Consider the following 20,671-nt stretch of genomic DNA (forward strand, 5'->3'; position numbering starts at 1 on the left):
ATCGGTTACTCCTTTTCCTGCTGTTCAGGCTTCCAGCTACGAAGCGCCCAGATCAGCAAACCGATAATGAAAAACGCGCTCGGCGCGAGCAGGAACAGACCGTTAGGCTGGTACCAGCCGCCGTTCTGCACCGTTTCCAGCACCGTGATGCCAAACAGCTTGCCGCTGCCGATGAGCTCCCGCAGGAAGCCAACAATCAACAGGATAGCGCCGTAGCCCAGCCCGTTGCCGATGCCGTCCATAAAGCTCGCCAGCGGGGGAGACTTCATGGCGTAGGCTTCCGCGCGCCCCATCACGATACAGTTGGTGATAATAAGCCCAACGAATACCGAGAGCTGTTTAGAGGTTTCGTAAGCGAATGCGCGCAGCAGCTGATCGACGACAATAACCAATGAGGCAATGATCGCCATCTGCACGATAATGCGCACGCTGTTCGGAATGTGGTGGCGAATCATCGAGATAAACATGCTCGAGAATGCCGTCACCAGCGTCACCGCAATGGTCATCACGAAGGCCGTTTCCAGCTTGGTGGTGACGGCCAGCGCTGAACAGACGCCAAGCACCTGTAACGCAATCGGGTTATTGGCGATAAGCGGGCCAACCAGCACGCGCTTCATCTCTTTCATATCACCCTGCTCAGCCATGATTTAGCCCTCCTTCACGCACCTGCTTCAGGAATGGGCCAAAGCCCAGTTCGCCCATCCAGAACTCAAAGCTGTGCTGCACCCCGTTAGAAGTGAGCGTTGCCCCGGAGAGACCGTCAACAGCGTAGAGATCGCCCTGCGGCGCCGCGCCTTTCATGACGCGCAACGCCGGTTTACCGTTATCATCCACTACGCGTTTCCCTACAAACTGCGCGCGCCAGTTCGGGTTTTCAATTTCACCGCCGAGGCCCGGAGTTTCTCCCTGGTCGTAGTAGGTAATGCCCCGGATGGTACGGCCGTCAGTATCCAGCGCCACGAAGGCATACATCATCGACCACAGTCCGTTGCCGTACACCGGCAGAACCATCTCCTGCACCTTCTGCTGTTCATCTTTAATAAGATAAATTTCCACGACGTTACTGCGACGGCGAATGCCTGCCGGGTCTTCGCTGGAGGTCAATTCAATGCTTTGTGCCGGGTCTTTCAGCGCCTGGCTTTGGTTAAACTTCGTCGGGTCTTTGTCGATGACTGTGCCACTTTTTAAATCGACCAGGCGAGGCACCACGCGGGATGCAAATACCTCGGCCACATCGTCTGCCGACATTTTGTCGTGCATCAATCCCGCCACCGCCAGAATATTGCGCTGTTTATCCAGCGCGCGCTGCTCCTGTTGGCGCGGTTTCAGCCCAACGGCGGAGCCCGCCACGACGATAGAGCAGACCAGGCAAAGCACCAGCACCACCAGCAGCGTCTTGCCGATGCTATCGTTACTTTTGTTTTCAGCCACGCGACTTCCTCCGCTTTATGTTGGCCTGCACCACGAGGTAATCAAATAGCGGCGCAAAGAGGTTGGCGAACAGAATCGCCAGCATCATCCCTTCCGGATAGGCTGGGTTAACCACGCGGATTAACACGCACATCACGCCGATCAGCGCCCCGTAGCACCACTTTCCTTTGTCAGTAAACGAGGCGGAAACCGGGTCGGTTGCCATAAACATCATGCCGAAAGCAAAACCGCCCAATACCAGATGCCAGTACCACGGCATGGCGAACATCGGGTTGGTATCGGAACCAATCAGGTTAAACAACGTGGCGCAGGCCATCATGCCGAGCATCACGCCGGCAACGATGCGCCAGGAGGCGACACGGCCAAAGATAATCAGCGCCCCGCCAAGCAGGATCATCAGCGTCGAGACTTCCCCAATGGAGCCCGGGATATTCCCGATAAAGGCATCCATCCAGCTCACCGGCTGGCCAGTTACAACGTTAACCAGCGACTCACCGCCGTGGCTCGCCCACTGGGAGAGTGGCGTGGCACCGGAGAAGCCGTCGGCCGCCGTCCAGACTAAATCGCCGGAGATTTGCGCCGGATAGGCAAAGAACAAGAAGGCACGCCCCGCTAACGCCGGGTTAAGGAAGTTGCGCCCGGTACCGCCAAAGATTTCTTTGGCAATCACCACGCCAAAGGAGATCCCCAGAGCGGCTTGCCACAGCGGCAGGGTTGGCGGGACAATCAGCGCAAACAGAATCGAAGTGACGAAGAAGCCTTCGTTGATCTCATGCTTGCGCACGATAGAAAACAGCACCTCCCAGAAACCACCTACCAGGAAGACCACCGCATAGATTGGCACAAAGAACACCGCGCCGAGCATCATCATGCTGAACCAGCCAGCATCTAGCGCGAAACTCACGCCCAGCGCCTGCGCTACGCTGTAGTGCCAGTTTCCGGCGATCACCTGCTGGAGCTGTTCAGCGCCGTAGAGCTTGTGCAGCGCCGGAATGGTCTGCAGGCCGACGTTGTACATCCCCCAGAACATCGCCGGGAAAACGGCGAACCAGACGAGGATCATCATACGTTTCAGGTCGATAGCATCACGAACGTGCGCCGCGCCCTTCGTGACGTGACCCGGCGTGTAGAGCAGCGTTGCCGCTGCTTCATACAGCGGGTAGTACTTTTCAAGTTTGCCGCCCTGCGTGAAGTGCGGCTCAACTTTTTCTATTAGCTGTTTTAAGCCCATCACTTAGCCTTCCTGCTCAATTTGCGTTAATACGTGGCGTAGCACTGGCCCGTATTCGTATTTCCCCGGGCAAACATAGGTGCACAGCGCCAGATCCTCTTCATCAAGCTCCAGGCAGCCAAGCGCCTGGGCGCTATCGGTATCGCCAGCCAGCAGATCGCGAAGCAGGACGGTTGGCAGGATATCCAGCGGCATCACCCGCTCGTAGCTGCCGATTGGGACCATCGCACGTTCGCCACCGTGAGTATCGGTGGAGAGGTTGAACAGCTTTTTCTTGAGGAAGTGGCCAAGCGTGGTGCGGGTGATGGAAAACTTATCCCGCCCCGGCGCGACCCACCCCAGCAGCTCTTTGTCACGGCCTTCTTTCAGCACGCTCACCTGCAGGTGGAAGCGCCCGAGGAAGGCATGCGGCCCGACGGCCTGTGTGCCGTTCAGGACAGAACCAGAGATAACGCGGTTTTCGCCATCGTGGAGTTCGCCCACCAGCAGCGCGTCGAGGTCTGCGCCAAGACGAGTGCGCAGTAAGCGCGGCTGTTTCACCTGCGGGCCGCCGAGCGCAATAATGCGTTCAGTCCAGAGCACACCATCAAGGAACAGCTTGCCGTAGGCGATAACATCCTGATAGTTCAGGTGCCACACCTGTTTGTTCAGGCTCACCGGCTCCAGGAAATGAATGTGAGTCCCCGCTAACCCAGCAGGATGCGGGCCGGCGAACTGGTTAAAGGTCACCTGTCCCTGCGGATGCCCACCCAGTTTCCCGCCGCTGCCCTGGCAGACGTGCACTCTGCCGTCGGTCAGGCGCGTCAGTACGGTCAGACCGGCGTTAAAAGCGTCGCGCTGGGCGAGTATAATTGGCTGCGGGTCGGCAGCCAGCGGGTTGGTGTCCATCGCAGTGACGAAAATAGCCGCAGGTTCGGTACCTGGCGCAGGCGTTTTGCTGAATGGGCGCGTGCGCATCGCAGTCCACAAACCGGATTCAATGAGCTGTTCGGTAACCGTTTCACGCGGGAGCGTTGCCAGCTCATCGGGCGCGTAGGCGTTAAAGGCCACGGCATCATCGCCTTCAATATCGATAACAACAGATTGCAGCACCCGACGCTCACCGCGGTGGATGGCGCTGACAATGCCGCTGGCCGGCGCGGTAAAACGCACGCCGGGTATCTTTTTATCTTCGAAAAGCAGCTGACCTTTGGCGACTTTGTCGCCCTCTTTGACCGCCATCGATGGGCGCAGCCCGATATATTCTTCACCTTTCACCGCGACACGCGTGACCGTCACATCATCAATGCGTTGCCCGTCAGGCAGGCCAGCTATAGGCAGATCGAGGCCTTTGGTTATTTTAATCATACAGTTCGCAGGTATCCGTTAACGACGGCATCAGTTCGAAACTGAAGCCAGCGTTTTGGTTAACGAAACAAAAGAAAGGAGTAAATCCTGAAACCCAATGACCATCCGTGATTGGGCATATGAGAGATTGAAGCATCCTTTCTTACGCTGTTTTGAGAGCCAATACATTCATCATTCGAATGAGCATCCATTTACTCAATTTTCCCCCGAATGATTCAGTAACGAAAGTTTACCATTTTCTCTTTCTTCGATGCAGCAGTTCTGCTTTTGAAGCCGCTAAATTGCGAGCCGATACGCAAAGTGAGCGAGTTTCAGACAAAGATAGCTAGTGAATCATCGGCTTATCCTACACTCTTTGTAGCCAATGCTGTCAGGCAGAGAAACAGCACAACGCACCGGGTTCAGGCGGGAATGCATTATGAAATGGTAAACGCTTACCATCCCTCTTGCGAAAAAATGCGGTGGTGCTAAGGTGAGCGCACAAAAAACAGATTTGTCTGCTTTTTTCTCTCTATTGCCTTCCTGGCATGTTGTTATCTTTTATCAAGGAACAAGTAGTATGCGCAAAATCGCATTTGTTATTGCGATGCTTTTGATGCCGTGCGTTTCGTTTGCTGGGTTATTAAGCAGCAATACGCCAACGACGCCTGTCAGCAAAGAATATAAGCAGCAAATGATGGGCTCACCGGTTTACATCCAAATCTTCAAAGAAGAGCGCACACTCGATCTCTTCGTCAAGATGGGTGAAACCTACCAACTCCTCGATAGCTATAAGATCTGCAACTACTCAGGTGGCCTGGGGCCGAAGCAGCGTCAGGGCGACTTCAAAAGTCCGGAAGGGTTTTACTCGGTGCAGCGCAGCCAGTTGAAGCCGGATAGCCGCTTCTATAAAGCGATTAATATTGGTTTCCCGAACGCCTATGACCGTTCTCACGGTTATGAAGGGAAATATCTGATGATTCACGGTGCCTGCGTGTCAATTGGCTGCTATGCCATGACCGACTCCGGTATTGATGAGATCTTCCAGTTCGTGACCGCGGCGTTAGTCTTCGGCCAGTCGAGCGTTGAAGTCAGCATCTATCCATTCCGCATGACCGATGCCAACATGAAGCGTCACAAATATTCCTACTACAACGATTTCTGGCAGCAGTTGAAGCCGGGCTACGACTACTTCCAGCAGACGCATAAGCCGCCGATGGTATCGGTTGTTGATGGGCGTTATGTGGTCAGCAAGCCGCTGAGCCACGAAGTGGTTCAGCCGCAGCTGGCCTCAAACTATACGCTCCCCGAGGCAAAATAATCGCCATTCGCCTGGCATAATCTTGTGCCAGGTTTCATTCCCCGTCAGCGGTTGAGTTGCTATCACGGTAACCACATCGTTGGCGGTGGTCTCCTGCTGAAAATCAATTTCCACATCCCTATCCAGAAGTTTTGCCACGCCAAAAGGCGCACGACGCGTTATCCAGTACAGGTTGGTTGAGCAGAATGCCATGACGTAACGGCCATCTGACAGCAGCATGTTAAACACGCCCTTTTCGCGCAGTTCGTCCGCCAGCGAGGCGATGTACTTAAAGACCGCCTGCATATTGCCAGGCGTACGCGGATAGCGCTCGGTGAGCTTGTACAACAACCAGCAAAAGGCTTTTTCGCTGTCGGTTTCCCCGACCGGGCGGAACTGTCCCGTTTCCAGCGATTTATAGCCGGTAAGCTGCCCGTTATGGGCGTAGGTCCAGTTGCGCCCCCAGAGCTCTCGGGTAAACGGGTGGGTATTTTCCAGCGCCACCATTCCGCGATTCGCCTGGCGAATATGCGCAATGACGGAGCAGGACTTGATGGGATAGTCCTGCACCAGTTTCGCGATAGGAGATTGGTAGCTGGGTTGGGGGTCTTTGAACGTGCGACAGCCTTTGCCTTCATAGAAGGTAATTCCCCAGCCGTCTTTATGCGGCCCGGTGCCTCCGCCGCGCTGGACCAGCCCGGTAAAACTGAAGCAGATATCGGTTGGCACATTGGCGCTCATCCCGAGCAGTTCGCACATATCACACCCCCACAGCAATCGGGGCCGGAGCCCCGTGAAACTTAAGCTTTAACCATCTCTTTTTCGATAAGCATAATCAGGATATGAATCACTTTAATGTGAATTTCCTGAACGCGGTCAGCGTAGCCAAAATGCGGTACGCGAATTTCGATGTCCGCGGAACCGGCCATTTTGCCACCGTCTTTACCGGTCAGCGTAATCACTTTCATCCCTTGCGCACGCGCCGCTTCAATCGCTTTGATCACGTTAGCGGAGTTACCTGAGGTAGAGATACCCAGCAGCACGTCACCCGCACGACCCACGGATTCAACGTAACGAGAGAACACATATTCATAACCGAAATCATTACTCACGCAGGAGAGATGACTGACGTCGGAAATCGCAATCGCCGGGTAGCCCGGGCGGTTTTCACGATAACGACCTGTCAGCTCTTCCGCGAAGTGCATTGCATCACAATGAGAACCACCGTTACCGCAGGAGAGCACTTTACCGCCGGCTTTAAAGCTGTCTGCCAGCAGGACTGCTGCGCGCTGAATCGCATGGATGTTGGCTTCATCCTTGAGGAAATTTGCCAGCGTATCGGCGGCTTCATTCAGTTCGTTACGAATAAGATCCTGGTACATGAGGATAATCCTTCAGCATTAATAAAATTGTCATCGCTAGTGTACCGGATAGCGCCAGCCCAGAGAAGCAAGCACGAATGTATTCACCAGATGTTTGGATTTTTAGTGCGCTAAAAAGAAGCAACAATGTGAGCGAGGTTGTAATTATTTTGTAAACACATTGCTAAATAAAAACGGTTCAACTACAACCATATCATCACAAGTGGTCAGACCTCCTACAAGACAGGGGCATTTCTCTATGATGATTTTGAGTATTGTTTTAACCATTGCCGTACTCGGCGCACTCTTCTACCACCGCATTAGTTTGACGCTCGGCAGCGTAATTCTGCTGGCGTGGACTGCCGCTCTCGGCGCGATTGGCCTGTGGAACCTGTGGCTGCTGGTGCCGCTGGCCATCATTCTGGTGCCGTTCAACTTTACGCCGATGCGTAAAGCGCTGATCTCCACACCGGTGTTCCGCATGTTCAGCAAAGTGATGCCGCCGATGTCGCGCACTGAGAAAGAAGCGATTGATGCTGGCACCACCTGGTGGGAAGGCGACCTGTTCCGCGGCAACCCGGACTGGAAAAAGCTGCATAACTACCCGCGTCCACAGCTGACCGCCGAAGAGCAGGCGTTTATTGATGGCCCGGTTGAAGAAGCGTGCCGTATGGCTAACGACTTTGCTATCACCCACGAGATGGCTGACCTGCCGCCGGAGCTGTGGGCCTACCTGAAAGAACACCGTTTCTTCGCAATGATCATTAAGAAAGAGTACGGTGGTCTGGAATTCTCCGCTTATGCCCAGGCTCGCGTGCTGCAAAAGCTCTCCGGCGTTTCCGGCATTCTGGCTATTACCGTCGGCGTACCTAACTCCTTAGGACCGGGCGAACTGCTGCAGCATTACGGTACTGAAGAGCAAAAAGATCATTACCTGCCACGCCTGGCGCGCGGTCAGGAGATCCCATGCTTCGCGCTGACCAGCCCAGAAGCAGGCTCTGATGCTGGTGCAATTCCGGATACCGGCGTCGTCTGTATGGGCGAGTGGCAGGGCGAGCAGGTTCTGGGCATGCGTTTAACCTGGAACAAGCGTTATATCACCCTCGCGCCAATTGCGACCGTACTGGGCCTGGCGTTCAAGCTTTCTGACCCGGAAAAACTGCTGGGCGGTGCGGAAGATTTAGGCATCACCTGTGCGCTGATCCCAACCAACACCCCAGGCGTTGAAATTGGTCGTCGTCACTTCCCGCTGAACGTGCCGTTCCAGAACGGTCCAACGCGCGGTCAGGATATCTTCGTACCGATCGACTACATCATCGGCGGGCCGAAAATGGCCGGTCAGGGCTGGCGTATGCTGGTTGAATGTCTGTCTGTTGGCCGCGGTATTACCCTGCCGTCCAACTCAACCGGTGGCGTGAAATCCGTTGCGCTGGCGACCGGTGCCTACGCGCATATTCGCCGTCAGTTCAAAGTATCCATTGGTAAAATGGAAGGGATTGAAGAGCCATTGGCGCGTATTGCAGGCAACGCCTACGTGATGGACGCTGCGGCAACGTTAATTACCTACGGCATTATGCTCGGTGAAAAACCGGCGGTACTGTCGGCCATCGTGAAGTACCACTGCACCCATCGCGGCCAGCAGTCCATCGTTGACGCCATGGATATCGCCGGAGGGAAAGGCATTATGCTCGGTGAAGGTAACTTCCTGGCACGTGCTTACCAGGGTGCGCCAATCGCCATTACCGTTGAAGGCGCGAACATTCTGACTCGTAGCATGATGATCTTCGGCCAGGGCGCTATTCGTTGCCATCCATACGTACTGGAAGAGATGGCCGCGGCGCAGAATAAAGATGCCGATGCGTTCGATAAGCTGCTGTTTAAACACATCGGCCACGTCGGTAGCAACAAAGTACGTAGCTTCTGGTTGGGGATTACCCGTGGCTTAACTAGCCCAACGCCAACCCGCGATGCGACCAAACGTTACTATCAGCACCTGAACCGTCTGAGTGCCAACCTGGCGTTGCTGTCTGACGTTTCCATGGCGGTGCTGGGTGGTAGCCTGAAGCGTCGTGAGCGTATCTCCGCCCGTCTGGGTGATGTGTTGAGCCAGCTGTACCTCGCCTCTTCCGTCCTGAAGCGCTATGACGATGAAGGGCGTAACGAAGCGGATTTACCGCTGGTACACTGGGGCGTTCAGGATGCTCTGCATCAGGCTGAGCAGGCCATTGACGACCTGCTGAAGAACTTCCCGAACCGCTTTGTCGCAGGGGCAATGCGCGTGGTTATCTTCCCGACCGGTCGTCATTACGATGCGCCATCCGATAAGCTCGACCACAGCGTAGCGAAAATTCTGCAGACGCCGAGCGCCACCCGTTCCCGTATCGGCCGCGGTCAGTACCTGACCCCGAGCGAGCACAACCCGGTTGGCCTGCTGGAAGAAGCGCTGGTTGACGTCATGGCAGCCGACCCTATCCACCAGCGTATCTGCAAAGAAATTGGCAAGAACCTGCCGTTTACCCGACTGGATGAACTGGCACGTAATGCGCTGGCTAAGGGCTTGATTAACCAGGAAGAAGCGGCCATTCTGACCAAAGCAGAAGTCAGCCGACTGCGCAGTATCAACGTTGACGACTTTGCACCGGACGAGCTGGCGACCAAGCCGGTAAAGCTGCCGGACAACGTGCGCAAGGTTGAAGCCGCGTAACGTTTTCGATTCGTTATCCTCAAAGCGGAGCCTGGCTCCGCTTTTTTTTATGCAAACTGTCCTCAGCAAAGCTGCAGCCTGATAAGGTGTTACAGTTAGGTTTACGTCCTGCAACAGAGGAGTATCACCATGTCTGGCTTGAAGATTACCCTTTTACAACAACCCCTCGTGTGGATGGACGGCCCCGCAAATCTGCGCCACTTTTCCCGGCAGATGGAAGGGATTACCGGGCGTGACGTAATCGTCCTGCCGGAAATGTTTACCACAGGCTTTGCGATGGAAGCGGCGGAACAATCGATGTCAGAAGATGAGGTTGTGGCCTGGATGCGCGAGCAAGCCGCGCGCGCCAATGCACTGGTGTGCGGGAGCGCCGCGCTACAAACCGGTCTCGGCGCGGTGAACCGTTTTCTGCTCGTTGAACCGGAAGGTCACGTCCACCGCTATGATAAACGCCACCTGTTCCGAATGGCAGATGAGCATCATCACTACGTTGCTGGTAACCAACGTCTGGTGTTGACGTGGCGAGGCTGGCGTATCCTGCCGCTGGTGTGTTACGACCTGCGTTTCCCGGTGTGGTCGCGCAACCGAAATGATTACGATCTGGCGCTTTACGTGGCGAACTGGCCTGCGCCACGCTCCGTACATTGGCAGGCGTTACTGACCGCGCGGGCAATCGAGAATCAGGCCTATGTTGCAGGATGCAATCGCGTCGGTACCGATGGCAACGGCCATCACTATCGAGGCGATAGCAGGATTATTACCCCGCAAGGTGAAATTCTGGCCACCGCCGAGCCGCATCAGGCAACGCGTATCGACGGTGAGCTTTCGCTTGCAGCACTACAAGAATATCGCGAGAAATTCCCCGCCTGGCAGGATGCCGATCCCTTTGCGCTTGGTTGAAAGGTTTAGATAAACATCCGCACCGCACAATAAATCAGCAATGCCGCCAGCAACCAATTTAGCTGGCGGCCATAGCGTTGAAATACCCGCTGAAAAAGATGCCCCGCCAGCGCCCAGCAAACATTGCCAAATACCCCAATCACCGCCAGCAAAAGGCTCACCCCAACCACCCAGTGCCAGTCTCGCGTATAGGGCAGTACAAAAGTCGACAGCGCCGTGATGCCATACAGGATAATTTTCACGTTCACAAACTGTAGCCCACAGCCAGCCCAGAAGCTGACCGGCACCTGCCTGGCATTACCACCACCAGGTGTGCTCATGGCGATACGCCAGGCAAGCCAGACGATATACGCTGCCCCCACAATACTCAGCCAGTGCGACATCGTTGGGTCTAGTCTCACCAACGAAAAAGTTAACCCCGCGCACAGTAGCATAATGGCTAAAAAGCCCGCTCCCATTCCAGCCAGCACCCGTGAGCTCTGGCGAAAACCATGGGTGGTGACAGCATTAAGCGCCAGAATATTATTCGGGCCGGGAGTTAGCGCGGTGATCAGGGTATAGGTAAAAAAAGCACTTATCAGGGTTGAAGTCACTTGTTATCTCCTTGGTTTTGCCTGACAGTACCCGAAGACAATTATTTAAAAAAATGAATGTTTTCTGATTAAGAATTCGAATTTATCGATACATTGAGGTCACGATGGATTTACGCCGTTTTATTACGCTGAAAACCGTGGTGGAAGAAGGTTCGTTCCTACGCGCATCGCAAAAACTGTGCTGCACTCAGTCGACTGTTACCTTTCATATTCAGCAGCTTGAACAAGAGCTGTCGATGCAGCTTTTCGAGAAAATTGGCCGTCGAATGTGCCTGACCGCTGCGGGGAAAAACATCCTACCGCACGTTTATGAACTGACTAACGTTATCTCCTCTATTCGCCAGGCCGCCCAACAGGACGCCGAGCCGACGGGGGAGCTACGCGTGGCGACAGGCGAAACACTGTTAGCTTATAAAATGCCGCAGGTTTTGCAGCGCTTTAAGCAGCGGGCACCGCAGGTAAAACTGTCGTTGCAATCACTGAACTGCTACGTCATTCGCGATGCGCTGTTGGATGATAAGGTCGATCTTGGGGTCTTTTATCGGGTTGGGAACGATCAGGCCTTAACGATGCGCTATTTTGGTGAGCAGCCGCTCGTGCTGGTAGCATCCCCCGAATTTCATGGCTACGACTTCACCCGTCACGATCAGCACATTCCGGTGAGTTTTGTTATCAACGAGCCCCAGTGCATTTTTCGGCAGATTTTTGAAAGTACGCTTCGCCAGCGGGCGATCACTATGGGAAATACCATTGAGCTGTGGAGTATTGAGAGCATTAAACAGTGCGTGGCGGGAAATCTGGGCGTGTCGTTCCTGCCACGTTTTACCGTCGAGCGAGAGCTAGCAAGCGGTGAATTGCAAGAGCTCCCGTTTAGCCCAACGCCAATGAAAATTAGCGCCCTTTGCGCACACCATGCCGGAAAAGCCGTTAGCCCTGCCATGCAGGTGTTTATGGAATGTATGGAGGCGTTGCTGGGCGAGGAATAAAAAGTAAGGGGATAGAAACGACGAAAGCCCGAATCATTGCTGATTCGGGCTTTCTGAATAGTGGCGGAACGGACGGGACTCGAACCCGCGACCCCCTGCGTGACAGGCAGGTATTCTAACCGACTGAACTACCGCTCCGCTGTGTTCCCTTGGGAACGAGGCGAATATTACGGATTCCCCGGCAAACCGTCAACGCTTTTTCTCTACTTTTGAATCGTTTGCTGCAAAAATCGCCCACACGCTTATTTTCACAGCAAAAACAGCCGTTTTACGACCGCCAGAGGCAGCTTCCGCCCTTTTTCTGCACCAGGTCGAGGCGCGATTCATGATTCGCCAGCTCTTCATCAGTAGCATAAACCACACGTAGTTTACTTGCCGCACGCACAATGCGCTGAATACCGGCATCTCCCACCTGCTGCTGCGATTCGCCTTCCATCGAGAACTTAATCGAGGTCTGCCCACCGGTCATGGTCAGATAGACATCCGCCAGAATCTGGGCATCGAGCAGTGCGCCGTGCAACGTACGCTTGGTGTTGTCTATCTCATAACGTGAACAGAGCGCATCGAGGCTGTTACGCTTGCCGGGGAACATCTTCCTCGCCAGCGCCAGGCTATCGGTGACTTTGCAGAAGGTACTGGTTTTTGGAATACCGCGGTTGAGCTTACTAAACTCATAGTCCATAAAGCCGATATCGAACGATGCGTTATGGATAACCAGTTCCGCACCGCGGATGTAGTCCATAAACTCGTCGGCTACGTCGGCAAAGGTCGGTTTATCCAGCAAAAACTCATCGGCGATACCGTGAACGCCGAACGCCTCAGGATCCACCAGCCGGTCGGGCTTGAGGTAAACGTGGAAGTTGTTGCCGGTTAAACGACGGTTTATCACCTCGACGGCACCGATCTCGATGATCTTGTGGCCTTCATAGTGGGCACCGATCTGGTTCATACCGGTGGTTTCGGTATCCAGAACGATCTGTCGTGTAATTGCAGTGCTCATATCAGTCATTTATGTCAGACTTGCCGTTTAACTTTGATTGCAGATACAGGAAGTCTACCAGAGATGCTTAAACAGGTAGAAATTTTCACCGATGGCTCTTGCCTCGGTAACCCAGGTCCGGGTGGTTATGGCGCCATTCTACGCTATCAGCAGCGGGAAAAAACCTTCAGCGAAGGTTACCGTCTGACGACCAATAACCGCATGGAAATGATGGCGGCCATCGTCGCGCTTGAAGCGCTCAAAGAGCCATGCACCGTGGTGCTGAGCACCGATAGTCAGTATGTTCGCCAGGGGATCACCCAGTGGATCCACAACTGGAAAAAACGCGGCTGGAAAACGGCGGATAAAAAGCCGGTGAAAAACGTCGATCTGTGGAAGCGCCTGGACACGGCGCTCGGTAAGCATGAGATTCGTTGGGAATGGGTTAAAGGCCACGCAGGTCACCCGGAAAACGAACGCTGCGATGAGCTGGCGCGTACGGCGGCCAACTCACCAACGCACGACGATGTTGGGTATCAGCCGGAGGCTTAAGCATCCGGTTTACGGTACTGTCGCGTTGCCCCTACGGCCTGCTGAATGCGGCTTTTGGCTTTATTCTGCCGCATCGGGTTAAGCGTAAGCGGAAACGTCCGCTTACGCGCTACGATCACCTGCAGGCAACCCAACGCCGGTAAGTGTGTGCTGAGCAGCGTCCCGCCCTGTTTCGCCCAGGGAAGCACCTGAAACCGGCTTTGGTGCATCACTTCAAAATTCAGTAGCGCCAGCCAATCCAGTTGACGCATCAGGGTAAACATCCGGCTATTGTAGGGCGTCGATTTACGCAGCACCGGAACCAGTTTACGCAGCCCCATCAGGCTCATCGGGTTAAAGCTGGTGATAATCAGCCAACCATCGTCAATAAGCACGCGGTCAGCTTCACGCAGCAGGCGATGAGGATCGCTGCACCAGGGCAGTGTGTGCGACAGCAGGCAGGCATCAACGGATTTCTCCGCAAATGGCAAATGCAGGGGATCTGCCTTCACCTGCATCGGGTTGCCTTCCAGAGAAATATTGACCTGATGCGAGATAGCACAGGCTTCAGTATTGATCTCAGCGCTGAGGTTTCCCACCTTGAGCAGGTGAAAACCATACAGTTTTCCCAGCCAGGGTTTCAGTTGACGATCGATAGCCTCGCGATAATATTCACCCCAGGGCATTTGCGCCCACGAGACAGGCGCCGAGACTGTTTGAGGTATCCTTGCCGGTTTCATCACAACCTTCCCTACGCGTTTAAGAGGTAACAAATGAATCTTAACAGTATTCCAGCCTTTCAGGACAACTACATCTGGGTTCTTAATGATGAAACCGGGCGTTGTTTGATAGTCGATCCGGGTGATGCCGCGCCGGTGCTTGAGGCAATCAAGGCAAACAACTGGCACCCTGAGGCGATCCTTTTAACGCATCACCACAACGATCACGTCGGCGGCGTTGCCAAACTCGTTAAGTCTTATCCGAATATTGACGTTTATGGCCCTAAAGAGACTCACAACAAAGGGGCAACAAAAATTGTGTCCGACGGCGACCAAATTCACATCCTCAACCAGGATTTTCACGTTTTCGCCACGCCGGGCCACACTTTAGGACATGTCTGTTTCTACAGCGCCCCGTGGCTTTTTTGCGGAGACACCTTGTTTTCCGGGGGCTGCGGCCGTCTTTTTGAAGGCACGCCAGCCCAGATGTACCAGTCGTTGCAGAGCATTAACACGTTGCCTGAAGAGACGCTAATTTGTTGCGCTCATGAGTACACGCTCTCCAATATGAAGTTTGCGCTGAGCGTTTTACCGCATGATTTGTTCATTAACGAATACTATCGAGAAGTGAAGGAGTTACGCGCGAAAAAGCAAATGACACTCCCCACAACTCTGAAAAAAGAGCGTCAGATTAATCTCTTTTTAAGAACGGATGATATTGATTTAATTGATGAAATAAGCAAAGAAACAAAATTGCTACAATCTGAGCAGCGTTTTGCATGGTTACGGTCAAAGAAAGATAACTTCTGATACTTCCGGGTTGCGTTTTCGAAAGTTCGTCGTTATTATCGGTCGTCTTTTAAGCAACTATTGACACACACATGAAGGCAAAAGCGATATTACTCGCCTCTGTCCTGCTCGTGGGTTGCCAGGCTTCACAGCAAGGTAACGTCCAACAGCACGCACAGAGCCTTTCTGCGGCTAGTCAAGGGGAAGCAGGTAAGTTCGCAAGTCAGGCACGTTGGATGGACGATGGGACATTCGACATGCAGGACCAGGATTTGTGGGCTTACATTGGCGACGAGCTAAAGATGGGAATCCCGGATAACGCCCGGGTTCGCGAACAGAAACAGAAGTACTTACGAAATAAGAGCTATCTCCACGATGTAACTTTACGGGCAGAGCCGTATATGTACTGGATAGCCGGGCAAGTTAAGAAACGTAACATGCCAATGGAACTGGTATTACTACCCATAGTGGAGAGCGCTTTTGACCCGCACGCAACGTCTGGTGCCAATGCCGCAGGCATTTGGCAGATCATTCCGAGCACAGGGCGAAATTACGGTCTGAAACAGACCCGCAGTTATGACGCACGTCGTGATGTCGTTGCTTCCACAACGGCAGCATTGGATATGATGCAGCGCCTGAACAAAATGTTCGATGGCGACTGGTTATTGACCGTGGCAGCGTATAACAGCGGCGAAGGCCGTGTAATGAAAGCAATGAAGGTGAACAAGGCCCGTGGTAAACCCACCGACTTCTGGTCACTGCCGTTGCCTCAGGAAACGAAATTATACGTACCTAAGATGCTGGCCTTGAGCGACATCCTCAAGAACAGCAAACGCTATGGCGTTCGTCTGCCTACCGCAGATGAAAGCCGTGCATTGGCGCGCGTACGCGTTGATAGTCCGGTAGAGATCTCACAGCTGGCCGATATGGCAGGAATGCCTGTCAGCAAGCTGAAGACCTTTAACGCGGGCGTCAAAGGCTCTACGCTCGGTGCAAGCGGTCCGAAGTACGTGATGGTGCCACAGAAACATGCGGATCAGCTGCGTGAGTCCCTGGCCTCCGGTGAGATTGCCGATCTCCAGCCTACGCTGGTTGCCGACAACACGCCGATGACCAGCCGTAGCTATAAGGTACGTTCAGGTGACACGCTGTCAGGTATTGCCTCACGTTTAGGCGTGAACGCGAAAGACCTGCAGCAGTGGAACAACCTGCGTGGCAGCAATCTGAAAGTCGGTCAGAGCTTAACGGTAGGTGCGGGCAGCAGCGCTGCGCGTCTTGCCGATAACAGCAGTATTACGTACCGCGTACGAAAAGGTGATTCGCTTTCGAGCATCGCCAAACGGCACGGCGTGAACATCAAAGATGTGATGCGCTGGAACAGCGATACGGCCAATCTGCAGCCGGGCGATCAGCTGACGTTGTTTGTAAAAAACAGCGACCGTCCTGATTCCTGACAGGTAACTCATAAAAAAGGCACCGTTTCCCCCGGTGCCTTTTTTATTTCCCTCGCCCTATTTTCCCGGGCTAAATTCCACAATCAGCGGATTATGATCGGATGCGCGGGTCACCAGAACCGAGGCGTCAGCCACGCTTAGCCCGCGATAGAACACAAAGTCTAACGGACGACCAAATGCGCGACGGCGCTGGTCATCATCAAAACGAACGGGACGCAGCGACATATCGCGCGCAAACCGATACAACGCATTCATCCGCGGACGACTCCAGGCGTTAAAATCTCCGGCCATAATCACCGGGCCTGTGTGCTGGGCAATCTGTTCGCCAATAGGCATCAGCTGTTTACTATACACATCCACGCCGAGGCTAAAGTTAACCGCGTGAATATTGACGACCATCAGCAGGCGCGCGTCAGGAAGTGGGTAAACGGTCACTAACGCTGATTTTGCTAACCGCAGTATCGGCTCGCGTTCGCGCAATGGGCAACAGTAAATAGGATGGGCAGCGGACAGCGTCATCACGCCTGATGGGTGATGCGGCAGCGCAAACGCGGGAACCTGATCGGCGGCAAGATAGTTAGTGGTCGCAAACTTCACCAGCTCAGGCGTCGTCTGCGCTTCCTGTAATAGGACCAGATGGGCATCTTTACCGAACTTATTCAGCACCGACAGCCATTCAGCCCGCTGCTGTTTAAAGATGTTCCACACCAGGATACGAATGTTCTCTTCCGTGCTTAACGGCTTACCCACCGAGAGCGCCTGGCTAATGCTGGTATAAGCGCCGGGAGGAGGCAGAATCCGCTCCGCTGGCTGTCCGGCAATATAGCGCATGGCGTAGGTATTTTTTCGCACTTTCTTTTATAACCTCAATAACGAAAGAACCCGCCTGATTCCAGGAAGGTTCTTCTGTTATAGGGGCTTTTGCCCGCGGTTTCAACGCTATTTGTGATAAAGCTGCGTGAACTTCTGTAAGCGTTCGCTTACCCTTCAGCCTTAGCCTAATGCGACGCGTGCAGGCCTATCCAGGCGACCGCTCAGGCCGGTCAGCAGCAGTGCAACCACCACGATCAGCGCGCCAATCCACGGTGTTTGCGCCAGACCATAATGCTCTACCGTTTGACCACCAACGACGGAACCGATAGCGATGCCGACGTTAAAAGCGGCGATATTCAGGCCAGAGGCAACGTCGACCGCAGCCGGAGTGTACTGCTCTGCTTTTTGCACCACATAAACCTGCAAGCCCGGAACGTTACCGAAGGCAAAGACACCCATCACGAGGACGGTGGCCAGAGCCGCGTACTGAATTGATGCCGTAAACTGGAAAACCAACAGCAGTGCAGCCAGTGCCGCGAAAATAAACTTCAGTGCGGGTACTGCGCCGTGTTTATCGGCCAGTTTACCGCCCCAGATGTTCCCAATTGCTACCGCCACACCATAGCCCAGCAGGATCCAACTCACCGCGCCTGGCGTAAAGCCAGCCAGGTCCTGCATCATCGGCGCCAGGAAGGTAAAGGCAGTAAAGACGCCGCCATAGCCTAACGCGGTAATGGCGTAAATCATCAGCAAGCGTGGGTGAGTCAGTACTTTCACCTGTTCAGCAAGGCTTGCCGGCGCACGCCCTGGGATATTACGCGGGATAAGCACCGCGCTGGCAATTAGCGCAATCACCCCAAGTAGAGAAACGGCGAGGAAGGTTTCCCGCCAGCCGAAATGCTGACCAATGAACGTCCCCATCGGTACGCCGGTCACCAGAGCAACGGTCAAACCGCCGAACATAATAGCGATTGCCGACGCCGCCTTCTCTTTAGGTACCAGGCTCGTTGCAATCGTCGACCCAATGGAGAAGAAAACGCCGTGGGCCAGGCCTGTCAGCAAACGCGCGACGACCAGAGTGGCATACCCGGGCGCTTGCCAGGCCAGCAGGTTCCCGATGGTAAATAGCACCATCAGCGCCAGCAGCAGCTGTTTTCGCGGCAGTTTGCCGGTCAACGCGGTTAATACCGGCGCGCCGATGGCTACGCCCAGGGCATAAATAGAAACCAGCATCCCTGCGGAAGGCAGAGAGATGGCAAGCTGTTCAGCAATCGTCGGGACCAGGCCGACAATCACAAATTCGGTTGTGCCAATTGCGAAGGCACTGATCGTTAAGGCTAGAAGCGCTAGCGGCATAATTTACTCCACATCATCAGTATTAAGATGACACGTAGTATGCCGGGGTGTTTAAATAACAAAAATATTCAAAATCTCAATAGAATTTTGCTTCAGGTGCAATAATGAGAGCGACATCAGAAGAAATAGCCATTTTTGTGGCGGTAGTGGAAAGTGGCAGTTTCAGCCGTGCCGCCGAGCAGCTTGGGCAGGCCAACTCGGCGGTAAGTCGGGCGGTGAAGAAGCTGGAATCAAAGCTCGGCGTGAGTCTGCTTAACCGCACCACGCGCCAGTTGAGCCTGACCGAAGAGGGAGAGCGTTATTTCCGCCGAATGCAGGTTGTGCTGCAGGAGATGGCGGCTGCCGAGAACGAGCTGCTGGATACGCGTAACACGCCGCGGGGCTTATTGCGCGTGGATGCTGCCACGCCGGTGATGCTGCACTTCCTGATGCCACTGGTGAAGCCTTTCCGCGAACGTTACCCGGAAATGACGCTTTCGCTGGTCTCTTCCGAAACCTTTATCAATTTGATTGAGCGTAAGGTTGATGTCGCTATCCGCGCCGGTACTTTAACGGATTCCAGCCTACGCGCACGTCCACTGTTTAGCAGCTATAGGAAGATTATTGCCTCGCCGGAGTATATTGCTCGCCACGGTAAACCAGAGAACGTTGTCGACCTCAAAGAACATCTTTGCCTTGGCTTTACCGAACCGTCTTCACTGAACACCTGGCCTGTTTACTGCTGTGATGGCCAGTTTATGGAAATTAGCAGTGGAATTTCGTCAAACAGCGGTGAGACGCTTAAACAACTGTGTCTGCACGGTAACGGCATTGCCTGCTTGTCGGACTATATGGTGGATAAAGAAATTGCTAGCGGGGAGTTTGTTGAGCTGCTGGCTGATAAACGTCTGCCGGTGGAAATGCCTTTTAGCGCCGTGTATTACAGCGACCGTGCGGTGAGTACGCGCATCAGAGCGTTTATTGATTTTCTCAGCGAGTATGTGAAAGACAACCGGTAATAGAGAGATCCCGGCGTCGGCGTAAACGCCTCGCCCGGGCTACCAGAGGGTGCTGCCCGGGTGAGTTGCTTTAGCTACTTGAGGGTTGTAGCCCGTTTATCGCATCATTAGTCCCACTCTGGAGCCAAGCCTTCTGGGCTGACCAGGCGGTCGTTGCAATCCAGGTCAGCAATCGCTTTTTTATCATCGACATCTAATTTCAGATCCAGCGCCAGCAGGTTGCTCGCCAGGTTTTCACGCTTGGTTGAAGATGGGATCACCGCATAGCCTTCACCCATTGCCCAGGCCAGAATAACCTGCGCTGGCGTCGCATTGTGTTTCTTCGCAATTTCAGCAATCACTTCATCTTTCAGCGCTTTACCGTAGGCCAGCGTCATATAAGAGGTGATGTGGATACCATGCTCTGCCGCCCAACCCACCACCTTACGGTTCTGCAAGTAAGGTGACAATTCAATCTGGTTAGTCGCAATATTTTCAATGCCAACGGCAGCAATAGCGCGTTCCATCAGCGGAATAGTGAAGTTGGAGATACCAATCTGGCGCGTCAGGCCCTGCTGTTTCGCTTCCAGCAGCGCAGCCATGAATTCTTCAACCGCCACAGCGTCATTTGGAGACGGCCAGTGGATCAGCGTCAGGTCAACATAATCGGTACGCAACTTCTCTAGGCTCTCTTTGAGGCTAGCGATCAGCTTGTCTTTGCCCAGGTTTTCAATCCAGATCTTAGTGGTGATGAACAGCTCATCACGCGCGATGCCGCTTTCCGCAATCGCCTGACCAACGGCCGCTTCGTTGTCGTAGATCTGCGCGGTATCGATGGTGCGGTAACCTAGCTCAAGGGCGGTTTTAACGGATGCGATAACAACGTCATCTTTCAGGCGGAAGGTGCCAAGGCCAAGTGCAGGGATTGTCATGATTTTCCTCTTTATTTATCAATATTGGTTAACGAAAACCATTATGACGAGCGAGAGGATCGGGAAAAAGATCGTTTAATGCAGAGGATTTTTGCTAAAACAGCAATAATTAGACAGCAGAAAAAGAAAAAGCCCTGAGCAATTATGCTCAGGGCTCTTAATAAGTGGCGGAACGGACGGGACTCGAACCCGCGACCCCCTGCGTGACAGGCAGGTATTCTAACCGACTGAACTACCGCTCCACCGAATTTCTTTGTCACTACCCGGATTATTCATCCCGGTTTACTGC

At 53.9% G+C, this 20,671-nt stretch carries 19 protein-coding genes, 2 tRNA genes and 1 pseudogene; 8 read left to right on the top strand and 14 right to left on the bottom strand.

The window, feature by feature from the left end; all coding sequences use genetic code 11:
- Positions 1 to 5 precede the first annotated feature (5 nt).
- The 4 genes from GKAS_RS11755 to GKAS_RS11770 are packed head-to-tail and all read right to left on the bottom strand — an operon-like array spanning position 6 to position 4,009.
- Positions 6 to 644, bottom strand: coding sequence for an NADH:ubiquinone reductase (Na(+)-transporting) subunit D (locus GKAS_RS11755; RefSeq protein WP_035894452.1), 639 nt, complete (start codon positions 642 to 644; stop codon positions 6 to 8).
- A complete protein-coding gene (locus GKAS_RS11760) occupies positions 637 to 1,431 on the bottom strand; it encodes a Na(+)-translocating NADH-quinone reductase subunit C (RefSeq protein WP_035894453.1) in 795 nt (264 codons plus the stop codon). The genes GKAS_RS11755 and GKAS_RS11760 overlap by 8 nt, the downstream gene beginning before the upstream one ends.
- Positions 1,424 to 2,662 (bottom strand): NADH:ubiquinone reductase (Na(+)-transporting) subunit B, encoded by a 1,239-nt coding sequence (locus tag GKAS_RS11765; protein WP_035894478.1) that lies wholly within the window; start codon positions 2,660 to 2,662, stop codon positions 1,424 to 1,426. The genes GKAS_RS11760 and GKAS_RS11765 overlap by 8 nt, the downstream gene beginning before the upstream one ends.
- Positions 2,663 to 2,665: 3 nt before the next feature.
- A complete protein-coding gene (locus tag GKAS_RS11770) occupies positions 2,666 to 4,009 on the bottom strand; it encodes a Na(+)-translocating NADH-quinone reductase subunit A (RefSeq protein ID WP_035894454.1) in 1,344 nt (447 codons plus the stop codon).
- A gap of 559 nt (positions 4,010 to 4,568) precedes the next feature.
- Between GKAS_RS11770 and dpaA the strand changes: the two genes are divergently transcribed.
- Positions 4,569 to 5,309: a peptidoglycan meso-diaminopimelic acid protein amidase gene (gene dpaA / locus GKAS_RS11775; protein ID WP_035894455.1), complete on the top strand. Its 741-nt coding sequence runs from the start codon at positions 4,569 to 4,571 to the stop codon at positions 5,307 to 5,309.
- Here dpaA and GKAS_RS11780 read toward each other — a convergent pair.
- Both GKAS_RS11780 and lpcA read right to left on the bottom strand, forming a co-directional pair.
- Entirely contained in the window at positions 5,280 to 6,047 is a 768-nt protein-coding gene (locus tag GKAS_RS11780; protein WP_035894457.1) for a class II glutamine amidotransferase, read from the bottom strand. The genes dpaA and GKAS_RS11780 overlap by 30 nt on opposite strands.
- A 41-nt stretch (positions 6,048 to 6,088) precedes the next feature.
- Positions 6,089 to 6,670, bottom strand: a complete 582-nt coding sequence (lpcA, locus tag GKAS_RS11785) for a D-sedoheptulose 7-phosphate isomerase (protein ID WP_035894459.1) — start codon at positions 6,668 to 6,670, stop codon at positions 6,089 to 6,091.
- A gap of 238 nt (positions 6,671 to 6,908) precedes the next feature.
- On the opposite strand from lpcA, the gene fadE reads away from it, so the two are divergent.
- Positions 6,909 to 9,353: an acyl-CoA dehydrogenase FadE gene (gene fadE, locus GKAS_RS11790; protein WP_035894460.1), complete on the top strand. Its 2,445-nt coding sequence runs from the start codon at positions 6,909 to 6,911 to the stop codon at positions 9,351 to 9,353.
- Positions 9,354 to 9,482: 129 nt separating this feature from the next.
- Positions 9,483 to 10,253, top strand: a complete 771-nt coding sequence (locus GKAS_RS11795) for an amidohydrolase (RefSeq protein WP_035894461.1) — start codon at positions 9,483 to 9,485, stop codon at positions 10,251 to 10,253.
- Between the two features lie 5 nt (positions 10,254 to 10,258).
- Here the strand turns inward: GKAS_RS11795 and eamB are convergent, their stop codons facing one another.
- Complete coding sequence (gene eamB / locus GKAS_RS11800; RefSeq protein WP_035894463.1) at positions 10,259 to 10,846, bottom strand: cysteine/O-acetylserine transporter; 588 nt, start codon at positions 10,844 to 10,846, stop codon at positions 10,259 to 10,261.
- A gap of 104 nt (positions 10,847 to 10,950) precedes the next feature.
- Between eamB and GKAS_RS11805 the strand changes: the two genes are divergently transcribed.
- Positions 10,951 to 11,832 carry a LysR family transcriptional regulator gene (locus GKAS_RS11805; RefSeq protein ID WP_035894464.1) on the top strand — a complete coding sequence of 294 codons (882 nt, stop codon included), beginning with the start codon at positions 10,951 to 10,953 and terminating at the stop codon, positions 11,830 to 11,832.
- Between the two features lie 61 nt (positions 11,833 to 11,893).
- Here GKAS_RS11805 and GKAS_RS11810 read toward each other — a convergent pair.
- Positions 11,894 to 11,970: transfer RNA gene (locus GKAS_RS11810), tRNA-Asp, on the bottom strand.
- A gap of 130 nt (positions 11,971 to 12,100) precedes the next feature.
- Entirely contained in the window at positions 12,101 to 12,832 is a 732-nt protein-coding gene (gene dnaQ / locus GKAS_RS11815; protein WP_202209139.1) for a DNA polymerase III subunit epsilon, read from the bottom strand.
- Between dnaQ and rnhA the strand changes: the two are divergent.
- Positions 12,786 to 13,363: pseudogene (gene rnhA, locus GKAS_RS11820) on the top strand (ribonuclease HI). The gene dnaQ and the pseudogene rnhA sit on opposite strands and share 47 nt — an antisense overlap.
- Here rnhA and GKAS_RS11825 read toward each other — a convergent pair.
- Complete coding sequence (locus tag GKAS_RS11825; RefSeq protein WP_035894468.1) at positions 13,360 to 14,082, bottom strand: class I SAM-dependent methyltransferase; 723 nt, start codon at positions 14,080 to 14,082, stop codon at positions 13,360 to 13,362. The pseudogene rnhA and the gene GKAS_RS11825 overlap by 4 nt on opposite strands.
- Positions 14,083 to 14,115: 33 nt before the next feature.
- Between GKAS_RS11825 and gloB the strand changes: the two genes are divergently transcribed.
- Together gloB and mltD are read left to right on the top strand one after the other, a co-directional pair.
- Complete coding sequence (gene gloB, locus GKAS_RS11830) at positions 14,116 to 14,871, top strand: hydroxyacylglutathione hydrolase (protein ID WP_035894469.1); 756 nt, start codon at positions 14,116 to 14,118, stop codon at positions 14,869 to 14,871.
- A gap of 71 nt (positions 14,872 to 14,942) precedes the next feature.
- Positions 14,943 to 16,304, top strand: coding sequence for a murein transglycosylase D (mltD, locus tag GKAS_RS11835; RefSeq protein WP_035894470.1), 1,362 nt, complete (start codon positions 14,943 to 14,945; stop codon positions 16,302 to 16,304).
- A 57-nt stretch (positions 16,305 to 16,361) separates the two neighbouring features.
- On the opposite strand, the gene GKAS_RS11840 is transcribed toward mltD, so the two are convergent.
- Positions 16,362 to 17,156: an endonuclease/exonuclease/phosphatase family protein gene (locus GKAS_RS11840; RefSeq protein WP_035894471.1), complete on the bottom strand. Its 795-nt coding sequence runs from the start codon at positions 17,154 to 17,156 to the stop codon at positions 16,362 to 16,364.
- Positions 17,157 to 17,297: 141 nt separating this feature from the next.
- Entirely contained in the window at positions 17,298 to 18,473 is a 1,176-nt protein-coding gene (locus GKAS_RS11845; RefSeq protein WP_035894472.1) for an MFS transporter, read from the bottom strand.
- Positions 18,474 to 18,577: 104 nt separating this feature from the next.
- On the opposite strand from GKAS_RS11845, the gene yafC reads away from it, so the two are divergent.
- Complete coding sequence (gene yafC / locus GKAS_RS11850; RefSeq protein ID WP_035894473.1) at positions 18,578 to 19,471, top strand: DNA-binding transcriptional regulator YafC; 894 nt, start codon at positions 18,578 to 18,580, stop codon at positions 19,469 to 19,471.
- 107 nt (positions 19,472 to 19,578) lie between these two features.
- Here the strand turns inward: yafC and dkgB are convergent, their stop codons facing one another.
- Positions 19,579 to 20,382, bottom strand: a complete 804-nt coding sequence (gene dkgB, locus GKAS_RS11855) for a 2,5-didehydrogluconate reductase DkgB (RefSeq protein WP_035894475.1) — start codon at positions 20,380 to 20,382, stop codon at positions 19,579 to 19,581.
- Positions 20,383 to 20,547: 165 nt separating this feature from the next.
- A tRNA-Asp gene (locus tag GKAS_RS11860) sits at positions 20,548 to 20,624 on the bottom strand.
- Positions 20,625 to 20,671 lie beyond the last annotated feature (47 nt).

Source organism: Kluyvera ascorbata ATCC 33433 (genome assembly GCF_000735365.1).
GTDB classification, from domain to species: Bacteria; Pseudomonadota; Gammaproteobacteria; order Enterobacterales; family Enterobacteriaceae; genus Kluyvera; species Kluyvera ascorbata.

Bases quoted from the DNA above. Each gene is read 5' to 3' on its own strand.
- dnaQ (WP_202209139.1), bottom strand. From the start codon at position 12,832: ATGAGCACTGCAATTACACGACAGATCGTTCTGGATACCGAAACCACC.
- yafC (WP_035894473.1), top strand. From the start codon at position 18,578: ATGAGAGCGACATCAGAAGAAATAGCCATTTTTGTGGCGGTAGTGGAA.
- fadE (WP_035894460.1), top strand. From the start codon at position 6,909: ATGATGATTTTGAGTATTGTTTTAACCATTGCCGTACTCGGCGCACTC.
- lpcA (WP_035894459.1), bottom strand. From the start codon at position 6,670: ATGTACCAGGATCTTATTCGTAACGAACTGAATGAAGCCGCCGATACG.
- dpaA (WP_035894455.1), top strand. From the start codon at position 4,569: ATGCGCAAAATCGCATTTGTTATTGCGATGCTTTTGATGCCGTGCGTT.
- GKAS_RS11845 (WP_035894472.1), bottom strand. From the start codon at position 18,473: ATGCCGCTAGCGCTTCTAGCCTTAACGATCAGTGCCTTCGCAATTGGC.
- gloB (WP_035894469.1), top strand. From the start codon at position 14,116: ATGAATCTTAACAGTATTCCAGCCTTTCAGGACAACTACATCTGGGTT.
- GKAS_RS11795 (WP_035894461.1), top strand. From the start codon at position 9,483: ATGTCTGGCTTGAAGATTACCCTTTTACAACAACCCCTCGTGTGGATG.
- GKAS_RS11825 (WP_035894468.1), bottom strand. From the start codon at position 14,082: ATGAAACCGGCAAGGATACCTCAAACAGTCTCGGCGCCTGTCTCGTGG.
- mltD (WP_035894470.1), top strand. From the start codon at position 14,943: ATGAAGGCAAAAGCGATATTACTCGCCTCTGTCCTGCTCGTGGGTTGC.
- GKAS_RS11780 (WP_035894457.1), bottom strand. From the start codon at position 6,047: ATGTGCGAACTGCTCGGGATGAGCGCCAATGTGCCAACCGATATCTGC.
- GKAS_RS11770 (WP_035894454.1), bottom strand. From the start codon at position 4,009: ATGATTAAAATAACCAAAGGCCTCGATCTGCCTATAGCTGGCCTGCCT.
- dkgB (WP_035894475.1), bottom strand. From the start codon at position 20,382: ATGACAATCCCTGCACTTGGCCTTGGCACCTTCCGCCTGAAAGATGAC.
- GKAS_RS11765 (WP_035894478.1), bottom strand. From the start codon at position 2,662: ATGGGCTTAAAACAGCTAATAGAAAAAGTTGAGCCGCACTTCACGCAG.
- GKAS_RS11755 (WP_035894452.1), bottom strand. From the start codon at position 644: ATGGCTGAGCAGGGTGATATGAAAGAGATGAAGCGCGTGCTGGTTGGC.
- GKAS_RS11805 (WP_035894464.1), top strand. From the start codon at position 10,951: ATGGATTTACGCCGTTTTATTACGCTGAAAACCGTGGTGGAAGAAGGT.